This window comes from Paenibacillus sp. Marseille-Q7038 (genome assembly GCF_965111595.1).
In genome coordinates this window covers 1,285,468-1,308,999 of record NZ_CBCOOM010000001.1, presented here as the reverse complement: position 1 = coordinate 1,308,999, position 23,532 = coordinate 1,285,468, and the positions used below count along the sequence as shown (strand labels likewise).

At 39.8% G+C, this 23,532-nt stretch carries 15 protein-coding genes and 1 pseudogene; 1 reads left to right on the top strand and 15 read right to left on the bottom strand.

All coding sequences use genetic code 11. The features are described from left to right. Positions 1–74 precede the first annotated feature (74 nt). The 12 genes and pseudogenes from ACWPWY_RS06265 to ACWPWY_RS06210 form a co-directional block, all read right to left on the bottom strand. A complete protein-coding gene (locus ACWPWY_RS06265) occupies positions 75–1,007 on the bottom strand; it encodes a carbohydrate ABC transporter permease (RefSeq protein WP_454190882.1) in 933 nt (310 codons plus the stop codon). Further along, positions 1,008–3,257, bottom strand: a complete 2,250-nt coding sequence (locus ACWPWY_RS06260; RefSeq protein WP_454190881.1) for a DUF5696 domain-containing protein — start codon at positions 3,255–3,257, stop codon at positions 1,008–1,010. Then, the gene (locus ACWPWY_RS06255; protein ID WP_454190880.1) at positions 3,254–5,389 is read right to left on the bottom strand and encodes a YIP1 family protein; all 2,136 of its coding nucleotides are present in this window, start codon (positions 5,387–5,389) and stop codon (positions 3,254–3,256) included. Before ACWPWY_RS06255 ends, ACWPWY_RS06260 begins: the two co-directional genes overlap by 4 nt. Before the next feature lie 17 nt (positions 5,390–5,406). After that, positions 5,407–6,288: a carbohydrate ABC transporter permease gene (locus ACWPWY_RS06250; protein WP_454190879.1), complete on the bottom strand. Its 882-nt coding sequence runs from the start codon at positions 6,286–6,288 to the stop codon at positions 5,407–5,409. Between the two features lies 1 nt (position 6,289). Next, positions 6,290–7,210, bottom strand: a complete 921-nt coding sequence (locus tag ACWPWY_RS06245; RefSeq protein ID WP_454190878.1) for a carbohydrate ABC transporter permease — start codon at positions 7,208–7,210, stop codon at positions 6,290–6,292. Further along, complete coding sequence (locus ACWPWY_RS06240) at positions 7,200–10,184, bottom strand: extracellular solute-binding protein (protein ID WP_454190877.1); 2,985 nt, start codon at positions 10,182–10,184, stop codon at positions 7,200–7,202. The genes ACWPWY_RS06245 and ACWPWY_RS06240 overlap by 11 nt, the downstream gene beginning before the upstream one ends. Positions 10,185–10,229: 45 nt before the next feature. Next, positions 10,230–11,345: an ABC transporter ATP-binding protein gene (locus tag ACWPWY_RS06235; protein WP_454190876.1), complete on the bottom strand. Its 1,116-nt coding sequence runs from the start codon at positions 11,343–11,345 to the stop codon at positions 10,230–10,232. 15 nt (positions 11,346–11,360) lie between these two features. Continuing rightward, positions 11,361–12,737 (bottom strand): ABC transporter substrate-binding protein, encoded by a 1,377-nt coding sequence (locus ACWPWY_RS06230; RefSeq protein WP_454190875.1) that lies wholly within the window; start codon positions 12,735–12,737, stop codon positions 11,361–11,363. 118 nt (positions 12,738–12,855) lie between these two features. After that, entirely contained in the window at positions 12,856–13,449 is a 594-nt protein-coding gene (locus ACWPWY_RS06225) for a thioredoxin family protein (protein WP_454190874.1), read from the bottom strand. 112 nt (positions 13,450–13,561) lie between these two features. Beyond that, positions 13,562–13,723 (bottom strand): annotated as a pseudogene (locus tag ACWPWY_RS06220) (cysteine synthase A); the annotation flags it as partial. Positions 13,724–13,970: 247 nt separating this feature from the next. Next, a complete protein-coding gene (locus ACWPWY_RS06215) occupies positions 13,971–14,351 on the bottom strand; it encodes a 4Fe-4S binding protein (protein ID WP_454190873.1) in 381 nt (126 codons plus the stop codon). After that, positions 14,348–16,045, bottom strand: coding sequence for an FAD-dependent oxidoreductase (locus ACWPWY_RS06210; RefSeq protein WP_454190872.1), 1,698 nt, complete (start codon positions 16,043–16,045; stop codon positions 14,348–14,350). The genes ACWPWY_RS06215 and ACWPWY_RS06210 overlap by 4 nt, the downstream gene beginning before the upstream one ends. A gap of 747 nt (positions 16,046–16,792) precedes the next feature. On the opposite strand from ACWPWY_RS06210, the gene ACWPWY_RS06205 reads away from it, so the two are divergent. Further along, entirely contained in the window at positions 16,793–18,181 is a 1,389-nt protein-coding gene (locus tag ACWPWY_RS06205) for an ABC transporter substrate-binding protein (RefSeq protein ID WP_454190871.1), read from the top strand. Positions 18,182–18,374: 193 nt separating this feature from the next. Here the strand turns inward: ACWPWY_RS06205 and ACWPWY_RS06200 are convergent, their stop codons facing one another. The 3 genes from ACWPWY_RS06200 to ACWPWY_RS06190 form a co-directional block, all read right to left on the bottom strand. Next, a complete protein-coding gene (locus ACWPWY_RS06200; RefSeq protein WP_454192817.1) occupies positions 18,375–19,208 on the bottom strand; it encodes a pentapeptide repeat-containing protein in 834 nt (277 codons plus the stop codon). Positions 19,209–19,241: 33 nt separating this feature from the next. Next, the gene (locus ACWPWY_RS06195; RefSeq protein ID WP_454190870.1) at positions 19,242–21,779 is read right to left on the bottom strand and encodes a beta-mannosidase; all 2,538 of its coding nucleotides are present in this window, start codon (positions 21,777–21,779) and stop codon (positions 19,242–19,244) included. Positions 21,780–21,957: 178 nt separating this feature from the next. Then, the gene (locus ACWPWY_RS06190; RefSeq protein WP_454190869.1) at positions 21,958–23,508 is read right to left on the bottom strand and encodes an ABC transporter substrate-binding protein; all 1,551 of its coding nucleotides are present in this window, start codon (positions 23,506–23,508) and stop codon (positions 21,958–21,960) included. Between the last annotated feature and the right edge of the window lie 24 nt (positions 23,509–23,532).

Sequence of the window (23,532 nt, the reverse complement as noted above, 5' to 3'; positions counted from 1 at the left end):
CCTCCCCAAATTTTTCGTTACTTCTCGAAATACGTCCTAGTAACGAAAAATCACTTCATAATCATTAACTCAATTTATCTTTGTGGAGCTAACTTATTGTTAATTCTTGAATATATAAGAAGAACGATTCCAATGAATAAGAGTACAATCATAAAATAGATCCAAGCTAATGCACTAGACAGACCATAATTTTCTGTTGTCACCTTCCCTATAATCGGATTGGATGGATACGTGAATAGATCAACAATGGTATAGATCAAATTCAAGAAAATAAATGGTGCCATTCCTGGTAATGTGATTTTCCAGAAAATACTCCACGGATCAGCACCATCCATGCGAGCTGCCTCATACACACTACCTGATATCGTTTGTCTTCCTGCTAAGAAGATAAGAATTTGTACGCCGGAATACCAAAGTACTAATACAAACGAACCAATTACATTTTGAACTGGATTCAGCCACATTTCAGGTAAATATTGTTGAAGAAATATATCCACTTTCAAATCTGAAATAATCGTTAATGATCCTTCGCCTTGCTCCATAAACTCATCAATAATTTGCCCCGAAGAAAATATGACTGGCAAGAAGAAAATAACGCGAAACAAACCTCTACCATAAAATTTCATATTAAGTAATATGGCTATCATTAACGAAAACACTAATATAATCGGAATAATTACTAATGCTTCTCTTAGAAAGGGAAATAAATCATGATACAATAATCCGCCATCTGAAAACAGAATCTCACGGTAGTATTGAACACCAACCCAAGATGATTGGACTCCTGTAACCGTAATTTTCACTAGATTGAAGCTCATATAAAGGGAATAAACTAGGGGAAACGCAACAAATGCGATAAACCCAATAATCCAAGGAGCAATAAAGAAAGAGCCTTCAATTTTCCGAAGTGTTTCTGTATTCCGCCAGAATGGACGACGAGTTTTACTTGATCGATTAAATGGATAGAATCGACTATGCTGCAGTGTTTTCTTCCTTCTCGCTAGCATTTAATTCCTCTCCTTTACTACAACAAAATCCTGACCAGGTACAACAATATTGTGATACGAATAGCTGTCGGCATTATAATTGACGATAATGCTCTTACCATTTTCATATTCGGTTAATTTTACGCCATCCGATAAAGTCTCGTGATGCACAATAAATTGATCCTGGACATCTTTCAGTGCTTCATTCATACGTTTATATTGCTCGGCTGCCGAATCAATCCAAGCATCTTCATTAAGGCTATAATGCCAGATGGAATAGGCTTTCTTAAAAGCGCCTGACGGCGCTGCTGAGAAGATAAATGCAGGATAAGCCCCATATTCCACACTCCGTAAAAATTCACTATGATATTCATTACGCATATTTCCCCACTCTGATGTGTACGTTACAAGTCCGTGTAAAGCCATTTGTGCGAATGGTATCGTTTCATCTACAAAAATATCATAGGAATAATCATCTGACAGCCGATGAATATGGTTCACAGACGCTAAACTATAGAACGCAGCTTCATCTACTGCTGAATGACCCATTTCACTCGTTACCGAAGCTAAAGTGTCCTGTTGTCCAGTAATGACTTCAGTTCTACTAGATATATTCTTCGTATTGAAATCGGTATAAGGAGCATTACCAATGCCGCCTGTAAACATCACACCATCTACGCCAATTGAAGTATAATCGACTAAATCATCAGTAACTTCATTAAATGCATACCGTGGAGAAACATAGGGAATTTCATCCCCATTATTTGCTTCATATTTCAACAGCGTTCCTGCCATATTACGAAGCCCATCGTTCAAACTCCAAAATTTTCCACGGTTGCTACTATAAAGTGCATAATTAGCTGCGAGAAGTACTTTCCCGCCTAATGCTTTCGTATGAGCAGTGAATTTTTGCATACCTTCATTGCCACCTATTCGTTGATCAATAGGAAAAAGCCCGCCATATGAGCTATAACCCCATCTTTGCCAGCCATTATATATCCCGTGTACATTTTGTATGCCTGATTCATACAGTTTATCTACAATTTTGATGGCTTCGTCTGTCGTTGTCCCTGTAATATAATCATCCCAAAGTAAGCCCTCTTGTAGATCTGCACCTACTAGATCGGCATAGAAAGGAATATTGTCACTTGCATTTTCCTGCTTGTGTAAGTCATATGTTTCTATCAAATAATTGCGGTATGTTGTGGCCATATCTGCATAATCATTTTGCTCACCCGACAATAAATAATATCTAGTCGTTCTAGACGGTGCTTCAAATCGCTCATTGCTATACGTGAAAAAACCTTGTTTGCTAGCGCGATCTGTACTTTGAAAAAACTTAATGCGATATTGCCATTCTCCTGTTGCCCAATTCGATTGACCAAGTGCATTCGCTGGAGAGGCAAATACTTTAGCATATTCTTCCCCTTCCGTTAGAACAGCTACAAATGATTGCTCACCTGACTTTATTCCGAAAACAGGCATCGAAACCGCTTGACGATTCGTTACCTCATTGTAGAAGGATAGATCTGAACCATAGACCGACTCTCGGTAAATGGATTTGTCTTGATTCTTGTTCTGATCAAACTTTATAAGAGCTCCGGGACCATCTGGAATTAATATATAACCATCCTCATTAATAGAAGGTTTTGCTCCAAACTGAGAATATAGCTTTAGATTTAGTAGACTATATGTCCCTTCCTCGATGCCACTATCGATAACTTTTGTTTCTACAAAATCCTCTCCTAACACCACTTCAAACGGAATTTTGAATCCACTATTCACGAAATGATAAACACCTCGAAATCCATTTGGGATCCATTCATATTGTTCAATAACGCCTTTTTCTTCCATCAAGTTTGTTAGTTTTGCTTGAGATTTTGAGTTGGTAGCATCAATGTATTCAATCATGATTGGCGATAATAAATTCGAATACCACAGCCCAGTTGAAGTTTCAGTGTCCCAATAAGCAGGATCAGGATATGACCTCCACATGTAACCTGATTCTTTTTGTTCTACTTTGAAATGACCAGTTGATTGATCTGCCCACAGTTTCAAATGAGCTGATTCTCCCGCAAGGACAAAATCGGTTTCAATGGGTAGTCGAGCTTCTATGTTAGCTGAAGCATCTGCGCTTATTTCACTAGCTACTACATTGGTTGATTTGGATGTTTCGCTCCCTACATCAGATTGTATAAACCATACTAAAGCTCCTAATACCAGCAACGTGGCTACTGCGCCTGCCATGGTTGTTCCATACTTTCGAATCATCGAATAGCGACCTCCTGATAGATTGAATATAGAAAATGAATCAGTTCACTTGATAGACTAATAATCAGGAAAATGAGTATTGCTATTATAGCCATCGTTATCATCGTTAACATTAATGTTTTCATCGTTTCACCAACACTAAAATTGTGAATACCTTGCACCTTCCAGAAAATAAGTAAAATAACCCACCCGTATAGGAAGTACTGTAAAAACATAAAGATTGCTTCTTCATTCAACGTCATTGCTCTAGATATTAATGTAAGCGGTAAGCCAACAATCATAAACGGGAACATGGCATATGCACTTGCAATGTAAACATCACGTAATCTTCCCTCTCCTTGATTCAAAGAACTTATTAGATAATTAGAGATCACATATCCTAACCAAATGACTAAAAACTGTACAATCGGCGTAAATATTTCCGCTCTTACAATGACAGAAGGATTAAATAAGAAATGAATTTGCGATGTCATAATCGCATAGGAACTTATTGCAAGAACGAGTACAATCGAACCACTCAATATACTGCCTTTTTGTTCATAGCGAATGGCATGAAATCCATCAATCGGTTGACGAATAATATAGAAGGTATGCTTTAGTTGCTGTAGCAACACGGATCGATCTGCTAATTGGAATTGAAGTTTCCATTCTCTTTTTCGTGCAATAAATCGGAACAGCGTTAATGATGCAAAAGCGATTATCATTACATTCATAAAAAATCCGAATTGATTTTGAAACCATAACAAGCGGTTTTGCCAAAAGGAATCAGAATACCCTTGAGCTACTCCAATAGAAGTAAACAATTGTTCTGCCTGCTCATATTCACCTTTCTTGTAAGCTGCTTTAGCTAAACCAAGTACTGCAGGTGCATAGTATGCATTAAGTTGATTAACCTCTTTCCATAACGGTTCACTATCCACATAACGTCCATCTTGTGTAAGTGAGTTAGCGCTATGTACATACTCTCCAAATTCCGAAAGTGAAAACTTTTGAATGACATTATTTTCGCTATCTAAAATATATAAATTGTTTTTGGAATCGTTAGCGACAGCAGAAGGTAATTTAATATTACCGAGTTTACTTGTTGTGTCCTGGCTAGCACCGCCCCAGAAAAACAATAGATTACCATTACTGTCGTATTGACTGACTACATTTAATTTAGAATCAATCACCGTAATATTCCCATCTTTATCAACAGTCAAATCATTGAGTTGTGATGTTAGGCCTCTACCATATCCACTAGAGCGAATTTTTTCACCATAGGAACTAGCATCATCCGAGTTAGAATATTCGCTTTTTCCAGCCAATTGATCTAGTCCAGCAATATTCAACTTTTTAATTTGCCCACGCTCAACCTCTTTCGTTACCGTATAGATGAATCCATTGGAATTTAGAGCAACACTAGTGATGGAGCCAGGTAATTTACTAATTTCACGCTCATACATTTCACGACTGTAGAGTAATCTTTTAATGCTATCTATAACAGAAAAACTCGTTCTATTAGCGCCAAAAAAACCTTGAAAATTTCCTTGTGGATCAAGCTGTAACAGCCCCTGATAACCACCTAATGTAGCAATATAAAGAAACCCTCTTTTATCTACAACAAGCTTAATGGGATCATATTTGAATTCTTCGGGAATAAGGGGACTCTCTGGTTTACCAAATTCCGCAAGTATGGTTCCTTCATTATTCAATTTCAATATCCGATGATTATCTGTATCGGCAATATAGATGTCACCTTCATCTGTAACAAATACACCTTGAGGACGATTGAGTTTATTATCTGGAAATTCAAGAATCCGAACTAATTCTCCAAGTTCATTCAAATGTACAATTCGATTATTGTTAGTATCCGCGATGTACATTTGATCTTTTTGGTCAATAAATAGATCTTGTGGCTGGACAAGCGGGGAGTATAACTCTTCTCCATTTACTTCTATAAATAATTGTGAACCCATCATTGCTGTTGGTGTATACGCTGCTTGAATTTGATAATGTTGACCGTAATTGTCCTTATAATACGTTTTATAAGGTACATCTGCCGAAGCAATCTGAGGCGGCAAGATTACGTTCATCAATAATAGTAATAGTAACAGTGGCAGTTGTAAGTATCGCCGCAGTTGCTTATGCATCTGACCTCCCCCTATCTCTACTTAATTCCTGAATGTGCCATAGTCGTAATCACTTTACTTTGTAAAATTACAAATACGATTAAATTCGGAATAAACATAATAAGTGATGCGACTGCGGCTGCACCTTGCATCGCAACATTGTTGGCCAAATTATTAGTTAACGTCGATAAGAAGAAAGCAAAGCTCTTCATCTCATCGTCAAGCATGAATAACGATGAGGTTTCAATATTAGCCCAGGAATTTTGAAATGCTAATATAGCTACCGTGGCAACAGCTGGCATACATACAGGGATTACCACACGTAAAAACACCGTAAACTCATTTGCACCATCTATTCTAGCGGCCTCTAACAATGGGTCTGGTATTTGATCCATAAACTGTTTAAGTAAAAACACACCAACAGGCATAGCCATCATCGGAAGGAAATGAGCAAAATAAGTGTTCATAATACCTAATTGACTTACGACCAAATATCTAGGGATTTGTACCACTTCTGGTGCAAACATTAAGGTCAAAAGAATAGCGCTAAACACAAATGCTGCCCCTGGGAACTTATGCTTAGCTAAAGGATACGCGCATAGTGCACTAACAATCGTTACTAGCACAACGGATGCTACCGATACAAATATGCTGTTAAAAATGTAACGAATCATAGGTACCGTTGATCTTGCTGTCACGGAAAGAAGCTCATTGAAATTTTGCAGGGAAGGCTCTTTCACAATAAAGGTTGGTGGATACACGAATAACTCATGATATGGCTTAAAGGCATGATTGAATATATACACGATTGGTAATAACATAAAAATGGAGATTATGATGAGAATGACAGTTAATAGTTTCTGGAATCCATCCATCGTTTGTACTCTGTTTTGTCTATATAACTGGAACTTATGCCACATATTATTCGTCTCCTTTGGTTCCAAAAAGTCCCCAGCTTAAGCGATTTGATACATACATAATAATAAGTAAAAATACAGAAATAGCCGCTGCATAGCCCATTTCAAAACGAATAAAGCCAAAATCTTCAATGTGATTAATAATAAGATGACCGGAGTACGCAGGTGTTGGATTCGTTCCTGATAGTTCCACTCCAATGGCACCTGTCTTAAATGTAGCTACTATAGCCATAACTGCTCCGAATAACATTTGTGGTTTCATAGAAGGGATAGTAATGTACCATATTTCTTGTAACCTACTTTTCATCCCATCGATTCGTGCTGCTTCATAGTAATCCTTATTAATATTTAGGATACCTGCAAGCATAGCAAGAAACCCTACACCCATACTTGACCATAATGTGACTACTATCATGGCATTCATTAAGTAGTCAGGATCGGTTACCCATAATTGAGGTACATCTATAACCCCAAGCCTAAGAAGAATACTGTTCAAGTAACCGATTCGATCACCAGTTAACATTGGCAACCATACTATAGACATAGCGATACCGATCGTTAGTGAGGGTGTATACATCGCAAGGGAAAACCACTTCTGCAATTTACCTGGTAATTGTGAGATTAACCATGCCAATAGAAAGGCTGCAATATAACCACCGGGTCCAACGATTAGTGCAAATTTGAAAGTATTAGGAAGTGCATATTTTAGAAATAATAAATCTTGTGATATTAAATATTGAAAGTTCTGCCACCCAATAAATCTGGGCCTTTCAATAGCATTAAAATAAGTAAAACTTAATACAACTGCAGCTACGACAGGTACAACAATAAATACGAGAAAGCAAAGCATAAATGGCGTAATAAATAAGTAACTTAGTCTGTACTTCCAAATATTTTGTAAATGATTCGCTATTTTATTTGACATATTTATTCACTCCCTCCCACGGATCCGTGATTTGAGGGAAGCTAAACCTTTTCTGAATCTCTCCGTTTTCATTCACAAAACCAAACTCTTGCTGTTTTCGCAGCAATTCACGGTTAATATCCATGACCGTCGTCTCAAGTGCTGTACGGTAGTTCGTTCCATTAATTACTGACGCTACCCAGGCGTTATTTAGTTCACGTCCCAAGAAGTAACCACCGGGAGGATTTTCTTTTTCTCTATACCATGACCATTGCTCTAAAATGACATTTGAATCTTCTTTCTTCCATGGAAGTTGAGTAAAAGCTTCAATATTAGCCGTGTTCCAACGGAATGAAACACCATTTATCGCTTCTAAATCTGAACCATAACGTTGCTGAGCCTCCGTGGATACCCACCATTTCATAAAGGTCCACGCATCATCTTTTTTCTGGGACTTCTCAAAAATGACACCTGTCGTTTGTTGTCCGCCTGCCCATCTAGTAATCGTTCCATCCTCTTGCTCCACTCCTGGAATAAGCGACATTCCCCAGCGACCGTTAAGTTCTGGTGCTGCTGCCGACAATTGAATGTACATATTATAATCAGAAATACCGATAGGCATTGTTCCATTACGAAAATGCTGATAGAAGCTCGGTACTTGTTTTTCAAGAGCATACATATTGAACAAATCAGTCCACTGTTGGAATGCTTTGAAACCTTCGGGCGTATCTAATGCTGTAGTTAGCCCATCAGCAGAATAAAAATCAACACCATTTTGATAAATGAATGGTAAAAATTCACCTGGATCGATATAAAAATTCATATCATTTTGTTGCAAGGTTGGAAGTGCATCATACACATCCCCCCAAGTTTCAGGAATTTCTAATCCGAGATTTCTCATAATATCTTTGCGATAATAAAGAACTTGGAACGATTGTGTCTCAGGAATGGCATAATAACCTCCGTCATAATGCAAAGCTTGCCATGATCCCGGGCTATAGCGTTCATATAGATCATCGAAATCATCGAATTTTGAAAGATCATATATACTGCCTCTGATTGCATAATCAACAGGCAAATCTTGATTTAGCCCAAGTGCAATATCGGGTTGCAATCCCGCTCCATTAGATAAAACAAGCAATTGAGTAGTTGGAAGTAGATTTACTTTTACTTTGATTCCCGTAGCAGGCGTAAATTGTTCCTTCACAAGATCTTGTAGTTGCGTCACATAATCTCGCCCACGCAGTACCCAGACATTTAACTCCGTCTCGTCCATATCATCTAAGCTTTGACGTGTATTAAACGAATAAGCAAAGTTTGCTAATTGTCCAACGACCTTATCTCCCACAGATGTTTCCATCGCCGGAATAGACTGACCGTACGGTACGATATATATTTCATCTAATTGGAGAGGTTGCTTATGCAGATTAACTACAAAATTATTGATTCTTTCTGTAATAGAAGTAATCTCATCTACATAGTAGGGTATATTATCAGCATGCTTTAATAATTCTTCAATATCACTCGCCGATGCTCGGAAACCTTCACTTATACTGTCCTTACTTCCATTAACTTTTGCCATTTCATCTGCCAAAATAATGAGATTGGCTTTTGCCAACTCGAGTTTGTCAGTTAAACCAGGCAAATCTCGATCTAACTTCCAAGTTCGATTGCGATCTATCTGACGACCGGTTAAAGATCTGATATCCTGTTCACTCTCACGCAAAAGTGTACTTAAATTCTCTATTCCACGTACAATTGGACTTATTGTCGCATGTGTTAGAGCTATAGATAAGGTGTGTGTCCCCTTCTCCAAATAGAAGTTGAAAGGCTCTCCCACATCATCCTCAAGCACTACTCCCTTCCAGGTAGAGGAATATGGAAATCGATACGTCAATAATTCTTCAAACGGTACTTCACCATCGATTTGAATTCTTCTAAAGGAAGCTTTTTGGGAGAATCTTTCCTGTAGCGCTCTCATTCCTATTTGATAGTATCCACTCTCCGTCACTTCAAATTCCCAAGTAGCCTCTTGGTTGGGCCAATCCCACCGAACCCCCCCCATCGTATTATAGGTAATACGACCTTTTGCACGAGGAACTGTACTCCAGTCGCGATCCCACATCATTACGATCGATGGGTCATTCTTCCATTCCATTTGTTCTGCCTGCAATGTAATAATCTCTTGATTAAGTGGTTCTATCTCTTGCTCATGAGTAACTTCTTTGTAAGTAGGCAACACCGTAGGTGGTTCTAAGTACAATTTATCTAGCGCGATTGGCTCATAACCTTCAATACGAATCGTATTTTCACCTTGTGCAAAATACCATTTCAGCGGCTGGGCATAATTGGCACCGGTATCTACGAGCGGCCATTGACTCCAGTCTGAAATATCCTGTGCAACAGGACGAATATCATCACCATCATCATTCTTCAATATTTCACTCTTGTCACGCCACAATCGATATAATGTGATTGATGACGCTTCTCGGAAAGGACGTTCTCCGTTAATCTTGATATCCCATACGATCGGCCGGGTATAACTTTCCCCTTGAATAGGAAAATAGAGCGCATGTAATTCGTATAATCCATCCTTTGGAACATCAACCTCATACTCTATCCAGTGCGTATCCTTCGATTCCCATAGGAGTACATTATCTTTGCCACCGTATGAGCCCTCATAGATTTCAGCTTGACTCGATTGAGCAGAAGGAGTGGTAGCGTCTATTTCAATACGAGATGTTGCTGAAGGTATTTGTTGCTGCTCCCAATCCTGAAGAACATTCACATAATAAGGATCTAGATCAGCCTCTGCTACAGACTGATCCTCCCAAATCGCAAAGTCCTGTAGTGATAGATTGGCTTGATACGGGCCTGAACGAAGAGTGCCCTTTGCTTGACTCGTAATAAGTGCTGTCGTTAATGTAGCGATAACTAGTAATAATAGAATGGACCAAATATATCTGCTTTTCATTTGTAATTTGCCTCGTACCATTACATGCCACTCCTTTCCACATTGAGTTACAACATGTTGTTTTTATTAATGATCGAGTGTTAGACGTTTCCCACTGTCTGCTTCAAAATAAAGTGCTTTGGACATATCAGGAACAATACGTAGTTTTTCATGATCAACAGATTTGTAATATGCATCTACTCGCATTACAAGTAATTTCTCTTCGCCAATATCAAGATGAAGGAAACGATCTGCTCCCATCAACTCACTAACATGGAAAGTACCTGTAATAACTGGCTCCGTATATAACCTTTCTAAGGCTATATGCTCTGGACGAAGTCCAAGCGTGACTCTACGATCAATCTTATTATGCTTTCGTAAAATATCTGATGCCTCTTGCCCAATCGGCAAGTTACATCTTTTCGTTTGAAAAGATAATTTCCCTGTTGGCTCAGCTATCACTTTTCCTTGTATTAAATTAATTTGCGGGGAACCGATAAAGCTTGCTACAAAAGTATTCGTTGGCGTAGCATAGACTGCTTCTGGTGTATCAATTTGTTGTACAATTCCATCCTTCATAACGACGATTCGATCAGCCATTGTCATCGCTTCAACCTGATCATGTGTGACATAGATAAATGTTGCTTTTAAGCTTTTGTGTAACTTAATTAATTCCATTCTCATCTGAACACGTAGTTTGGCATCAAGATTCGAGAGTGGTTCATCCATTAGAAACACTTTGGGATCGCGTACAATGGCTCTTCCAAGAGCAACACGCTGACGCTGTCCACCAGATAATTCTTTCGGCTTACGATGTAAATATGCCTCGAGTTCTAGTATTCTAGCTGCTTTTCTAACAGCCAAATCAATCTCATGTCTCGGTTGCTTCCTAAGCCTTAAGCCAAAAGCAATGTTTTCGAACACACTCATGTTTGGATACAACGCATAGTTCTGAAACACCATGGCAATATCACGGTCTTTAGGGGGAAGATGATTTACCAATTGATCACCAATGTAGACTTCACCTTCCGTAATATCCTCTAATCCTGCAATCATTCGTAAAGTCGTAGATTTCCCACATCCTGAAGGACCGACAAACACAAGGAATTCTCGGTCCTTAATTTCAAGATGGAAATCATTCACTACAACCTGTTTATCCTTGCCATATCGTTTATACAAATGGTTGATAACAATACCGGCCATCGCTATCCGCTCCCTTTATTGCGTTCTAGACAAGGTTTCTAGCTCCTTATCAATCGCTTCTTGTGCGATACGTAATGCTGTATTAATATCCTGACCCTCGGCAGCAACTCTTTGCTCGGCTTCGGCTAAGAATTTACGTACTTTCCCTTCATATTTATGGGGACGTACAACTTTACGTGGCGGTGCATTAAAGATATTTTCAACCTTCTTACCTTCTAATACAGCAATATCTTGACCATACACTTCTTCAAATTGCTCGCCTTCAACGATCGGTACACGACCAGCTTTAGATAATGCTAATTGTGAATCATCGGACAATAGATTAGCTAAAACTTGGAATGCAATATCTTTATGTTTACTTGATTTCGTCATAATAATAGAGTGAATATTAGCACCTTTGCCTGTTCCTAAGTTTTCTTCAAAATTTGGAAATGGTGCGAAATCCCAGTTTAATTCAATGCCTTGCTGGCTTAATTCTTCAAGGGGACCCAAGAGGTGTGCTAGATTGTATGCAACCATCGCGACATTTTGTTCATTGAAGAAAATATCATCATCATCCGCATATAAGTAACGACCATCGGCACCAATAAATCCAGGTACTTCATAGCTCTCTTGTAATTGTTCAAACACTTTTATCCACTCGGGAGAGGTAACATTTGCAGTTCCTGTCTCTGGATCAACGATCGTTAAATCTAAACCACTCGAAATATTGTTAGAACCAAACAAATCGATTCCGATATAATTAACACCATTATCTGAACGAGTCACTTGTTTACCCAAATTAATAGCTTCGTTCCAGCTCATCTGTTCATCTGGTGGATAGTTCACACTGAATTTATCAAAAATATCTTTGTTATAGAACAATACGGGTAAATTCACGGAGAAAGGAAAACCATGTAACTCCCCTTCAGGTGAATATTGCTTTATCGTATCTAATACAACTGGCTTAAGTTTAGACAAATCAACATTGTATTTTTCTACATAAGGAGTTAAATCTTCTGCTAATTCTAGATCAGCAATCGTCGTTGTTAGATTGGATGTGGCTACAAAAATTAGATCTGGCACTTCACCTGAAGTAATAAGCGGTTCAAGTTCAACATCTTCGGGAGCCTCTACCCATTCCAGTGTTACGTGAGGGAATTTAGCTTTTGTAGTTGCTACGAGTGTTTTCTCAAATTCTGCTTCTGTTACCGTTATGCCTGCTCTTAAAACCTTTAGAGTTATAGGCTCTTCCGAAGCTGCTCCATCCTTTGTTTCGTTATTATTTGTAGCTGTTGTTCGAGTTGTATCCTTAGTTGTATTTACCGATTTATTGCTACTACCACAACCAGCTAACACGCTTACTACTAATATAATGAATACTATAAATATGGATAATCTTGCTTTTCTCATCTACCTATCCCCCAAACACACAATGTATTCACATCAAATCACTTGGTTTAAAATGAAGCAAAAAAAAACCGTATCTGTCGCTAATAACACTCCAGATACGGAACCTTCGCCTGATCTGTTAGGTAGTCGTTAGAATTAAATCACACGCCTCTGCAGGCATCCAATTTTTCTCTTGTCCTTCCCACTTCACATTACAGCCTAGTGGATTAGTTAATGGAGTTTGTACTGCTCTACCTGCGATGTGATCATCTAGTGCTCTTTCTAAATCATTGCTTGTAATTTTGTCTGCTTCGCGTGGGTTATCCACTCCCCGTCCTGTGTAAATAAGTTTACGATCTTGATCGAACACGAAGAAATGGGGTGTACGCAGTGCACCGTATGCTAATGCCGCTGTTTGCTCTGCATCGTGAACGTATGTCCAAGGGAATTTATGCTCCTGAATGCGCTCAATCATTTTTTCATAGGAGTCATCTAGCTTTGTAATAGCACTATTGGCATTAATTGCTACAAATGAAACCCCTTGTGGCGCGTATTTCAGAACAGTTTGACGCGTGACTTCATCTGATCCGATAACAAAAGGACAGCTGTTACTTGTAAAGAACACAACTAGTACTTTAGCATCCTCAAAACTTTTCAATCCGTAGTACAAGCCATCAACCGATAATAAATTAAAATCTGGAGCTTGGTCTCCAAGCTGTAATGTAAAAGCCATATTCTTCATCTCCCTACCATTTTTATATAAAAAAGAGACATAGCCATCTTAACAATAAGATAGCCATGACTCTGGTTTACCAGTCGATCATGGACGATTAGAATAATGTCCCCTATACTTGTTGTTCATCTGCATAGAGAACGGTAGATAGAGATCGCTCACCATTACTCTGAACTATTGCTACTACTCGCTTCCTGTTCCCAGTTAGTTGTTTAGCTAATTATATTGCAGTATAAATCGCTGCACCTGACGAAATCCTACCAAATATGCTTTCTCTGCCTCTTCAATGATACTAGCTAATAATAGATAAAGAGCGTTCCTGATTATTTCAGAAACGCTCTCCGTTTGTATGGTTGTGCGGTTGTACATATTATACTCATTATTCATATTCGTTTAATAGGATATGTCCAATAAACACAATATAGCACGACTAACGATTACATTCAACACCTAAAAGTCCATTTTAAATCTTTATTTTTGATCAATGGTTACCTTCGCGATGTTCGTCTCCTTTATAAATCTTACCGACCAAATGGAGAATCCACATCGGAAATCCCTCTAGCCTTTAACACTTTCTCAGGTAAAATTCTGTTGATAAATGGGGTTTGGTCAATAGAAGCAATTTTCACACGACCTGGTCCCCATCCAATTGTTTTTCTCCAGCTTCCAAGTACACCATCGTTGGCAAGCTGTAATTCATTAACCTCAATCGCTTCATCCGCATATGGAGACACATACAATGCATCTACAGGGCAATAAGCTTCACATATAAAGCAGGTTTGGCAATCTTCTTGACGAGCAATCACGGGTACATCCTCTGTCTTATCAAAAACGTTAGTTGGGCACACTTTAACGCACATATTACAACCAATGCAACGGCTATCACTAACTAACTCTATCATTTCGTTTGCACTTCCTTTTTGTGTAGCTCTTGATATTTTTCTACTTTGTCTAAAAATGAGGTATCATAGCTAACTTGAATTTCTTCTAATCCAGACACGATAATGCGATGGTGTTGATTCGGGTCTTGTTCAGGGTATTCTTTGAATGAATGCAGACCTCTTCCACGCGTCTCTTTTCGCGCCAGTGCAGCTGTATAAATCCAGCGTGCTGTGGCAGCCATTGCTGCAGCTTCTCTTGCATGAACCACATCATGAATGGATTCTATTTTCTGATGCTGAACTTTCGGCCATAGCTCATGTAGTATATTAAGAGACTCTTGTACACCTGATTCAGTACGGAAATAATTCTTTTCAAGTGGTAATATCTCGTTTTGAATGGCTTTAACTAACTCTTTAATTAAAACATTTGACTCTGCAACATTTGAAGCTGGTAGTGAACCTTTTGAAACGGTTGGTGTCTCTTCGTTTTGTACGGATCCTGTCGTGCTTTCTGCTTTCAGTCCATATTTACCAGCTCTATGCAACTCACGTTCTCCAAATGTACTAGCTTCTTTCTTGGCATAATTTGCTGCGCCTTCGCCTGACCATGTACCAGAACAAATAGCCCAAGAGGCATTAAAAGCACCGCCACCGGATGCAGCACCTGTAATTCGCTCCCTTGTTGATGCATCTCCAGCAGCATATAAACCAGGAACTGTCGTTCCACAATCATCCGTTACAATGCGAAGTCCACCCGTTCCTCGTACAGTACCTTCATAGCGAAGTGTAAGAGGAAATAAATCTGTGAATACATTAATTCCCGCTCGATCATAAGGCAGAAAGAAAATTGAATGTGCAGAACGTAAAATTGCTTGTTTTTCTGGTGTATCTGCTTTGTTCATCATGGCGTAAACTGATCCACCATTTAGCAGTCTTTTTGCTAAGAAATCTCCCTCGCGATCTCTGTCTATCTCATTTCCATCCTCGTCATAATAAGTCGCCCAACCAAGTAATCTTCCACGAGTAGGTGAACTAAAGGCAGCACTTGGTGCATATTGACGACTAAACTCCATCCCTGATAGTTCTGCTCCAGCCTCGGCACTCATCAAATATCCATCACCGGTAAGCACATTACAGCCTAAACCTTTACTTAAAAATGCACAGCCACCTGTAGCAATAACAACGGCACCCGCTTTAATTTCCCATTCCTTATTCTGTTGACGAAGTACACCTCTTGCACCGCCAACCCCATGTTCATCCACTAATAATTCTAATGCAGGAGCATGATCTAAAACGGTTACCCCTGCTTTCTTTACTTGCTTACGCATCAGTGCCATATATTCTGGTCCATGAAGATGATTACGCTGAGGATCACCATTTTCATCTCTTACAAAAGGATATCCCCATTGTTCAACTCGGTCTAAATTAATAAAAACTTGGTCCAGGACACGGTATATCCAGTCCGGTTCTGATAAAAACCCACCGGAATTCATTCGCATTTCTACAGCAGTATCTCTTAGCGCTTGATCTGGAGGTAAATATAATAGATTCGTTCCTCCAGGAGCTGTTGCACCACTTGAGCCTAGGTATCCTTTATCAACTAAAATAACTTTTGCTCCTGTTTGTGCTGCACTCCATGCTGCCCATGCTCCTGCCGGTCCTCCTCCAATTACTAATACATCTGTTGTATAAGTTTTGAAGTTCGCGTTACTCATCTAGTAGCCTCCCATGCTTTTAGTAGACGATCACTTTCTTCTTGTCCTTCTCGTAATGCAGTAACAACATCTTTTCCATGTAGCGCTATATCTAGAGATATCGTATCTAATACTTCACCGAGCTTACCGTCAATCGGATGTGGTGAACTATTAGGAATAGCAGTCAGTTTAAATACATTTTCAATTTTGTGCGATCGTATACTAGTTATTGATTTTCTCCAATAAGGCCTGGAATTTCATACTGTTTTCTTTAGCAGTTCGAAAACCTGTTTCCATTGTTCACATCGGGAGCATAGCTCAGATTGAAATAAAAAAATGGAGATATCCACTTTCACATAGCACGACACTTTTGTGTGTACTAGAAAAAGTTGAACATCTCCATCGATATGGTCAATGCTGAAGGATAATACCAATAATACCAACCGCTTTAGTTATATTTCACCCATCCTAACATCCATAATTTGGTGTGTCAATAGGATAATAGGCAAAAAAAGATATTCCAAAATTAATCTGATTTATTTTCAAAATCGCTATTGACCTACTATTATTCGGTAAGTATAATCATGGCTATATCCGAGTAAACTAATATGTATTATCACAATTAATTCCATAGATCAACCGTATAAGCGGAGATGCCTGTTTCATAAAGCGTCTTCGCTTTTATGCATTTATAAAACAGACTGAATGATGTGAAAAATACACATTTGTAACACGGAGACTAATTTAACACATGGAGAGGGGATTAAAATGATGAAGAAAAAGACATTGAGAAATAAAAGTATTCCAACACTATCATCTATTCTAATGCTAAGCCTACTTTTATTCGGATGCGCAAATAATGTACCGAATAATCAAACAACAACGAATACGGAGGGTAAGAAAGATACCACCACGGAAACGGCTACTTCTGAAAACCAAGAGTCACTAGATCCTGTTACCTTGACCTTCTATGTTGGAGGCGGGACATTAACGGACACAGAATTTGATTTGTTTTTTGTTCAACCAACGAAAGAAAAATTTCCTCATATCACATTAGAAAAATTGGTTCCTGCTGAAGGTGTAACACCTGCTGAGGTTTTACTTTCTAACGATCCACCAGATATCATCTATCAAACTAGTGGTTCATACTACGCGTTCCAAGAACTAGAGGCATTAGCGGACTTAACACCATTAGCTGAAAAATATAGTTTTGATTCGAAGCGTATTAAGCCCTACCTACTTGAATCCGTATATAATTTCTCTAAAGATGGAGAACTTTTTACATTACCGTTTTCTTCAAATGTAGCCGCTTTGTTCTACAACAAAGATATCTTTGATAAATTCCAGGTTCCTTATCCTTCTGATGAGCAAGTAACTTGGGATGAAATATTAGAGACTTCACAACAATTAACTCGTAATGAGGATGGTGTGCAGTATATCGGAATTGATCTCAATAACGGCCCTGCAACTTTACAAGGTAGTTATGGTGTTTCTTCATTAGATCCAGAATCAGGTGAACCCATCTTACAATCGGATCAATGGAGAAAAATCTTCGAGACCGTCGAGAAGAGTGTACAAATTCCTGGATATGTCCAAGGGGATCAGTATCAGTATGACCGTGATTCATTCGTTATTGATCAAAATCTAGCGATTCGACCTACCTTATTGGCTAACTTAGTTGGTACATTGGAAGAATTGCGCGCTGAAGGTAAGCCATTGAACTGGGATATCGCTCCTATCCCTAACTTTGATGATAATCTAGGCCAAGGTAAAGTAGCCAATGTGCACTCTGTATCTATCTCAAGCGTCAGCAAGCATCCAGATGAAGCTTTTCAAGTATTAGCTAATATTTTATCCGATGAGGTTCAGCGTAAGGTTGCTCGAAATGGCCGAGTTCCTGCACTTGATAATCCCGAATTAGATGAAGAATTTGGTGCAGATATCGAGGTTCTAAAAGGAATCAAAACTGAAAATATATTCAAAACGGAAATACCTGTATTAGCTCAGCACCGATGGGAAAACGATGTCTCTCCGCATGTGACTCAAGCCTTTGCTGATATTGCATTAAAAGGGACAGATGTTAATACCGCGATTCGTACCGCTGAAGAAAATATCCGTAAAGATCTTGAAACCTTAAAGGTCACTAAGCCAGAGTAACGCTACGTTACAATTCATTTCATATATTCATCTTCATTCTTACTGAAATATTTATTATATATTTTCTTCTGCTTTACTATCCTACATCACACTACATACGCAATTTATTTATGCATCACAAAAGGAAGAACCCCAATTCTATACTACGGGGTTCTTCCTTTTGTATATTCTTTTCAAAAACAACTATTCCATCCTACTCCACCCAATGCGCTGGGATCATTAGATAAGACGGCAGTTTAGTAGATGAATTGCCTTTAGCAGCATTCACTTGCACCTGTGTAAGAAAGATACAACCCGTCAGATCCGCACCACGTAAGTCAGCATCTCTAAGGTCTGCGCCGATCAGATCAGTAACTCTCATATCAGCCCCTCTTAAATCAGCCGCAATGAGTAGTGCGCCTCTAAGGTCAGATCCTGCGAGATCCGCACCTTTTAGTTTGGCGCCAATAAAATCACTTCTCCGCATCTTTTTCTGACTCTTTTTCTTCTGTATTTTAGATCGAACACGTTCACTTGTTAATATAAGCAACTTATTCACGTTTGCTCTTAGCTCGGGTACATTTATTCGAAGGATGTTCTCAGGACTCTCCCGAGTAAGACATTCACATTCTTCTATTTGAACTCGCAGTTCGTTATGAAAAGAGGTAGTCGCTTCGAGAGCAAGAGCTTCATGTAAATACCATATCATTTCTTGTATTTGCTGCACGATGGGGAATACAGTAAACATTTCTTTGGCGGTTGCCGGATGACTCCTCCAGTCCTTGCCTTTATATATGATTTGAGAGACTTTCTGACCTGCTCCAAAACAATCATATACGGTACAACCTTTTAACCCCTTCTCTCTAAGGTCTTGATGAATGCCGCATCGATAGTTTAATTGTAAGTTAGTGCAAGGTGTGCCTCCCTCTTTATCAAAAGCAAAATCGGTAGATTTGGCAAAAGGCAAAGCCGTACAGCATAAACCAAAACATTGATCACAGTCGGATCTCACATGATCCAAGGAATCATAATTATTTATAGCAAACATACTTGTCATACTGCCTCCTCTTATATTTTCAGTCTATTCGTTAATTGGGAAAACCCCGGCATTTAGCGCACTGACTCGTAATGCAGACCAAGGTATTTCGGCCCCATGTCGGTGGCGGATCTCGACTACTTTTTGTTCTCCGGGCAGCAGATCAAAGTAATTATCACTATAAATCACATTCCCTAGCGGCAGTTCAAGTTTTACAAAACGAGCTAATCGATCAGGTGCCGTTACTACCACCACGGAGTTAGCCTCATCCACCTCTACTAGCAAGTTTGTATCTGGCAGTACTAATTCTTTTGGATCCCGAAGATAATAACGATTTACTGGAACAGGTATGGCTAAAGAAGATAGCTCAACTATGACTTCCTCGGCTCTTCTTCCTTGTAGCACTTCCGCCTCTTCTAACGTGAGGTAACCATTCACAGACTGTGCCTCTGCGGCTACTTCGACCGAAGTTGAATAAACTTCTTCCCCGTCAAAAGTAAATACTTTTAGCTCAAGGGTGCCCTGGCACACCTCCAGCGTATCATTGATCAGCCAAACCTTCAGTTCTTCCCCTGGTTCGTAATCTAGTGATAACAGTATAGGAGCAAAGAAACGCTTACCATAATAAAATGAAGCTTTCGGCAGTAGTTCATAGTCGATCATCGACCAGCTTGTACCAGGCCAGCTATCATTTAGCTGCCACACCAGCGCACCACTGTTCCGTGCTTGATTACGCCGAAAATGTTCAATTCCATATTTCAATCCTTCTGCTTGGGTCAGCATGGAAAAATCCATATATTCCTCTATATCCTTAGGAATCCCCGTGTACCCTTCCATCAGCAGGATTCCTTTTTGATGATTGGTATCTTTATTTCTGTACGCCATTTCTGGACTGTCCCAGTAAAACTGGCCTTCTGGGATGTTCTTCTCTAACGTGTACCGATTCGCCGAGGCATGCATTCCGAACTCACTGCTGAACAGTGCATCATCTTGTTTATAATTTTTAAAACTCACGCCCTGAATACTGTAATCTAGCAGAGGTACTTCTCCTGACATTCGTGGATACACCGATCCATGCCACACTTGCCAGTTATGACGATCTCCGCTGCCTGGATCGTTTGCATCATAACCGCCTTTAGCTCCATATGGAGAGGACGGCCAATAGGGACGGAGTGGATCCAGTTCTTCAAGCACTTCCGGAATTAGCTCGTGATAGATCTTCTCTCCGTAGAATGGACTTGTGATATCACCGCTTGCAGTCTTCATATCATAGAGCCAATCGATTTCATTGTTGCCGCACCACAGCGCTAAGGAAGCGTGATTTCTCAAACGAATTACATTATCGACTACTTCGCCGCGTACATTTTCCATAAAATCATGGTTGAAGTCCGGAAAGAGTGCATTAGCAAAAGCAAAATCCTGCCACACGAGTATTCCTCTTCGGTCACATTCCTCATAAAATATATCTTTCTCATATATGCCGCCGGCCCACACTCGCAGCATATTCATCTGCCCGGAGGCAGCAAGATCAATCAAATCTTTATACTTCTGATCCGGTATGGAGCCGATCAGATGGTCAGCTGGAATCCAGTTGGCACCTTTGGCATACACTTTTACACCATTCAATATAAAAGCAAAAGCATCACGGCCTTCGGCATCTTGCAGTGCAAGTTCTACAGTCCGAATACCGATGGCTTCTTCATAAGAATCAAGAATCTCTTCTTCGGCAAAAAGACGAACCTCGAGCTGATATAGATAAGGTGTTCCTAGATCATGTGTCCACCACAAATGCGGGGACGAAATTCGTAGTTCCATATGAGCATTGCCGCTTTCCACCGGTGTTGTTGCTTGATCCACTACCTTGCCATCTTGATCCTTTAGTGCAATGATTACGGAGCAACTTGCCTCTTTGTGATAGTTCTTTACATTTGCCGTAAGATGGACAATCGCGAGATTTTGATCCGCTTGTATCGTTCTTGCATATACATTCTCAATCCGCGCCTTACGGTACTGGTTAATATGGACCTTTCCCCATATACCAGTAGTGACCATACGTGGACCCCAATCCCATCCATAGTTCATTGCTGCTTTGCGAATCCATGCCCGCTCCTTCGTATACGAAGACCAATCAAATAACTCTTTGTCTTGATAATGAATAGACAGCGGATCGAATCTAATTGCGATGGAGTTCCAGCCTTTACGTATAACCCGCGTAATATCAAAACGATAGGATCTCAGCATATTTTCGGTTTTCCCTATTTCATGTCCGTTCACATACACTCTTGCAAACGTATCTAATCCTTCAAAAAGAATCTCTGTTCGTTCGCCTTCACCGCTAATTTCATCCAGAGTAAAAGTGGTTCGGTACCACCATTCTTTTTGTTCTACCCAGCGACTCTTAATATCGTTATGACCATAATACGGCGGATCAATGATCCCACGCTCGATTAATGCGGTATGCACATCTCCTGGAACACTTGCGCCTACCCAGAATCTATCGTCATAGGTGGGTGCAGCCAGTTCCACTGGTTTCTTTTCCCCTATATCATAATGCATCAACTTCCATATTCCTGATAATTCCATCTGTTTATGCCACTCCCTATTGTGAGTCATTGGTAAACATGTAATAGTTTACAACTCAGGCTGTGAATATGGAAGCCATAACACCATATTTATGAAAATATTTCAGCCAGCTGTAGAACAAAAAATGAACTGTATCCACGTTCTCGGATACAGTCCTTATGAAAATCACGGCATAAGACTAGTTGCCAGCCAAAAAGGCATCCAGCTGTTTTTGTTTCTCGGTAATAATTTTTTCGATCCCGGCAGCTTTCAATTTCTCCGCATATTTCGCAATCATTTCATCTGGATTTACTGCCCCGGAAGTCAGTGCTGGTTTAAACTGCTTGTTGACGTTATTTACCGCGGCAATCTCATTTTTGACAGACTGGCTGTTAAAGGTAAATCCAAGCGCTGGTGATTTCACACCTCTCGCATTAAAATCTTTGAATTTTGCCCATTTTTCAGGATCTTCATTATCCCATAGATAGTTCAGGAACTGATTGCCGAGCTGCCACTGTGCTCCCGGATTATACGTCCGGTTGTTTGGATCCGTGCCTTCAGGCAGACTGATAATATTTTCGCCGCCTTCTTTTTTCACATAATGTTCGCCCTCAATACCAAAGTTGAGCAAATTATTCACATACGGATCAGAGTGAAGCAGGTTAATGACTGCCATTGCCTTTTCTGGATTCTCCGAAGTACGAGACAGGGCAAGCATCGCTCCCGATGCATCTCCTGTGGTAATGGTAGGCTGTGTAAGTTCGATCTGAGTCAGCGGGAAGCCAACATAACTTTCTTCTTCCTTGTCTTTTCCTGGTTTCATTCCATCTGTCCACATGAAGACCTTGCCGGCTTTCGCCTGATCTTTCGGGAACACCGTAGATGTTGCTGAGTCACTATTAATATATCCAGCTTCATACCACTTGCGAGCAAGTGCAGCTGCTTCTTTAAATTCAGGGGTCTCCACTTCATTCATAACTGTCGTCTCGGAACCGATTTTACGAATGACACCAGGTACCGATGCATCGCCAAGATAGTCCCAATCCAAATTATCTAATAGTCCGTTGCCGGTAGAATTGGACATATAAAATGGAGTTACGCTAGGTTCATTTTCCTTTATCGTTTTGAGCAGCGGTTCTAGATCGGCCCAAGTCTTCACATTCGTGATATCGAGTTTATACTTCTCAAGCAAATCTTTTCTAACGAGTACACCTCGGGTTGCCGCTAGCTCCTTATTGGTAGGAACACCGTAATTCTTCCCATCTACCTTCGATCCTTCTAGGAATGCAGGGTCAAGGTTCTTAATGATGTCCGGACCGGCTTTATCCAGCAGATCGTTTAAAGGTAAGAAGGCGCCTTTAGCCACGTTCACTGTGTAATTCTGCCATGCTGCCGTAAAAATAATATCTGATTTCTCACCAGACGAGATCATGAGATTCAATTTGTTATCCCATTGTCCCCAGTCAATCGCGTTAATTTTTAGTGTGGCTCCGATTTTAGGTTCTATATATTTATTAATCTCGGCCTGTACTTTCTCTACATCTTTCTGAGGTGTCCCTGGATAAAACAAAGATACTTCATAGGACTTTTCCGTTTTCACTTCCGCTTTTTCACCCGTCTTAGGCTCATCCGCAGGTGCTGTACTTCCGCTCCCCGAACATGCGCTGAGAACCAGTGCAAATGCAGTGAATGTTGCCAGAATAATGGATCTTTTTCGTTTGACTAATCGTCCGACTTGAAACCCGGTCATGACATGACCTCCCTTATATAATTT

Bases quoted from the DNA above. Each gene is read 5' to 3' on its own strand.
- ACWPWY_RS06265 (WP_454190882.1), bottom strand. From the start codon at position 1,007: ATGCTAGCGAGAAGGAAGAAAACACTGCAGCATAGTCGATTCTATCCA.
- ACWPWY_RS06260 (WP_454190881.1), bottom strand. From the start codon at position 3,257: ATGATTCGAAAGTATGGAACAACCATGGCAGGCGCAGTAGCCACGTTG.
- ACWPWY_RS06255 (WP_454190880.1), bottom strand. From the start codon at position 5,389: ATGCATAAGCAACTGCGGCGATACTTACAACTGCCACTGTTACTATTA.
- ACWPWY_RS06250 (WP_454190879.1), bottom strand. From the start codon at position 6,288: ATGTGGCATAAGTTCCAGTTATATAGACAAAACAGAGTACAAACGATG.
- ACWPWY_RS06245 (WP_454190878.1), bottom strand. From the start codon at position 7,210: ATGTCAAATAAAATAGCGAATCATTTACAAAATATTTGGAAGTACAGA.
- ACWPWY_RS06240 (WP_454190877.1), bottom strand. From the start codon at position 10,184: ATGGTACGAGGCAAATTACAAATGAAAAGCAGATATATTTGGTCCATT.
- ACWPWY_RS06235 (WP_454190876.1), bottom strand. From the start codon at position 11,345: ATGGCCGGTATTGTTATCAACCATTTGTATAAACGATATGGCAAGGAT.
- ACWPWY_RS06230 (WP_454190875.1), bottom strand. From the start codon at position 12,737: ATGAGAAAAGCAAGATTATCCATATTTATAGTATTCATTATATTAGTA.
- ACWPWY_RS06225 (WP_454190874.1), bottom strand. From the start codon at position 13,449: ATGGCTTTTACATTACAGCTTGGAGACCAAGCTCCAGATTTTAATTTA.
- ACWPWY_RS06215 (WP_454190873.1), bottom strand. From the start codon at position 14,351: ATGATAGAGTTAGTTAGTGATAGCCGTTGCATTGGTTGTAATATGTGC.
- ACWPWY_RS06210 (WP_454190872.1), bottom strand. From the start codon at position 16,045: ATGAGTAACGCGAACTTCAAAACTTATACAACAGATGTATTAGTAATT.
- ACWPWY_RS06205 (WP_454190871.1), top strand. From the start codon at position 16,793: ATGATGAAGAAAAAGACATTGAGAAATAAAAGTATTCCAACACTATCA.
- ACWPWY_RS06200 (WP_454192817.1), bottom strand. From the start codon at position 19,208: ATGTTTGCTATAAATAATTATGATTCCTTGGATCATGTGAGATCCGAC.
- ACWPWY_RS06195 (WP_454190870.1), bottom strand. From the start codon at position 21,779: ATGGAATTATCAGGAATATGGAAGTTGATGCATTATGATATAGGGGAA.
- ACWPWY_RS06190 (WP_454190869.1), bottom strand. From the start codon at position 23,508: ATGACCGGGTTTCAAGTCGGACGATTAGTCAAACGAAAAAGATCCATT.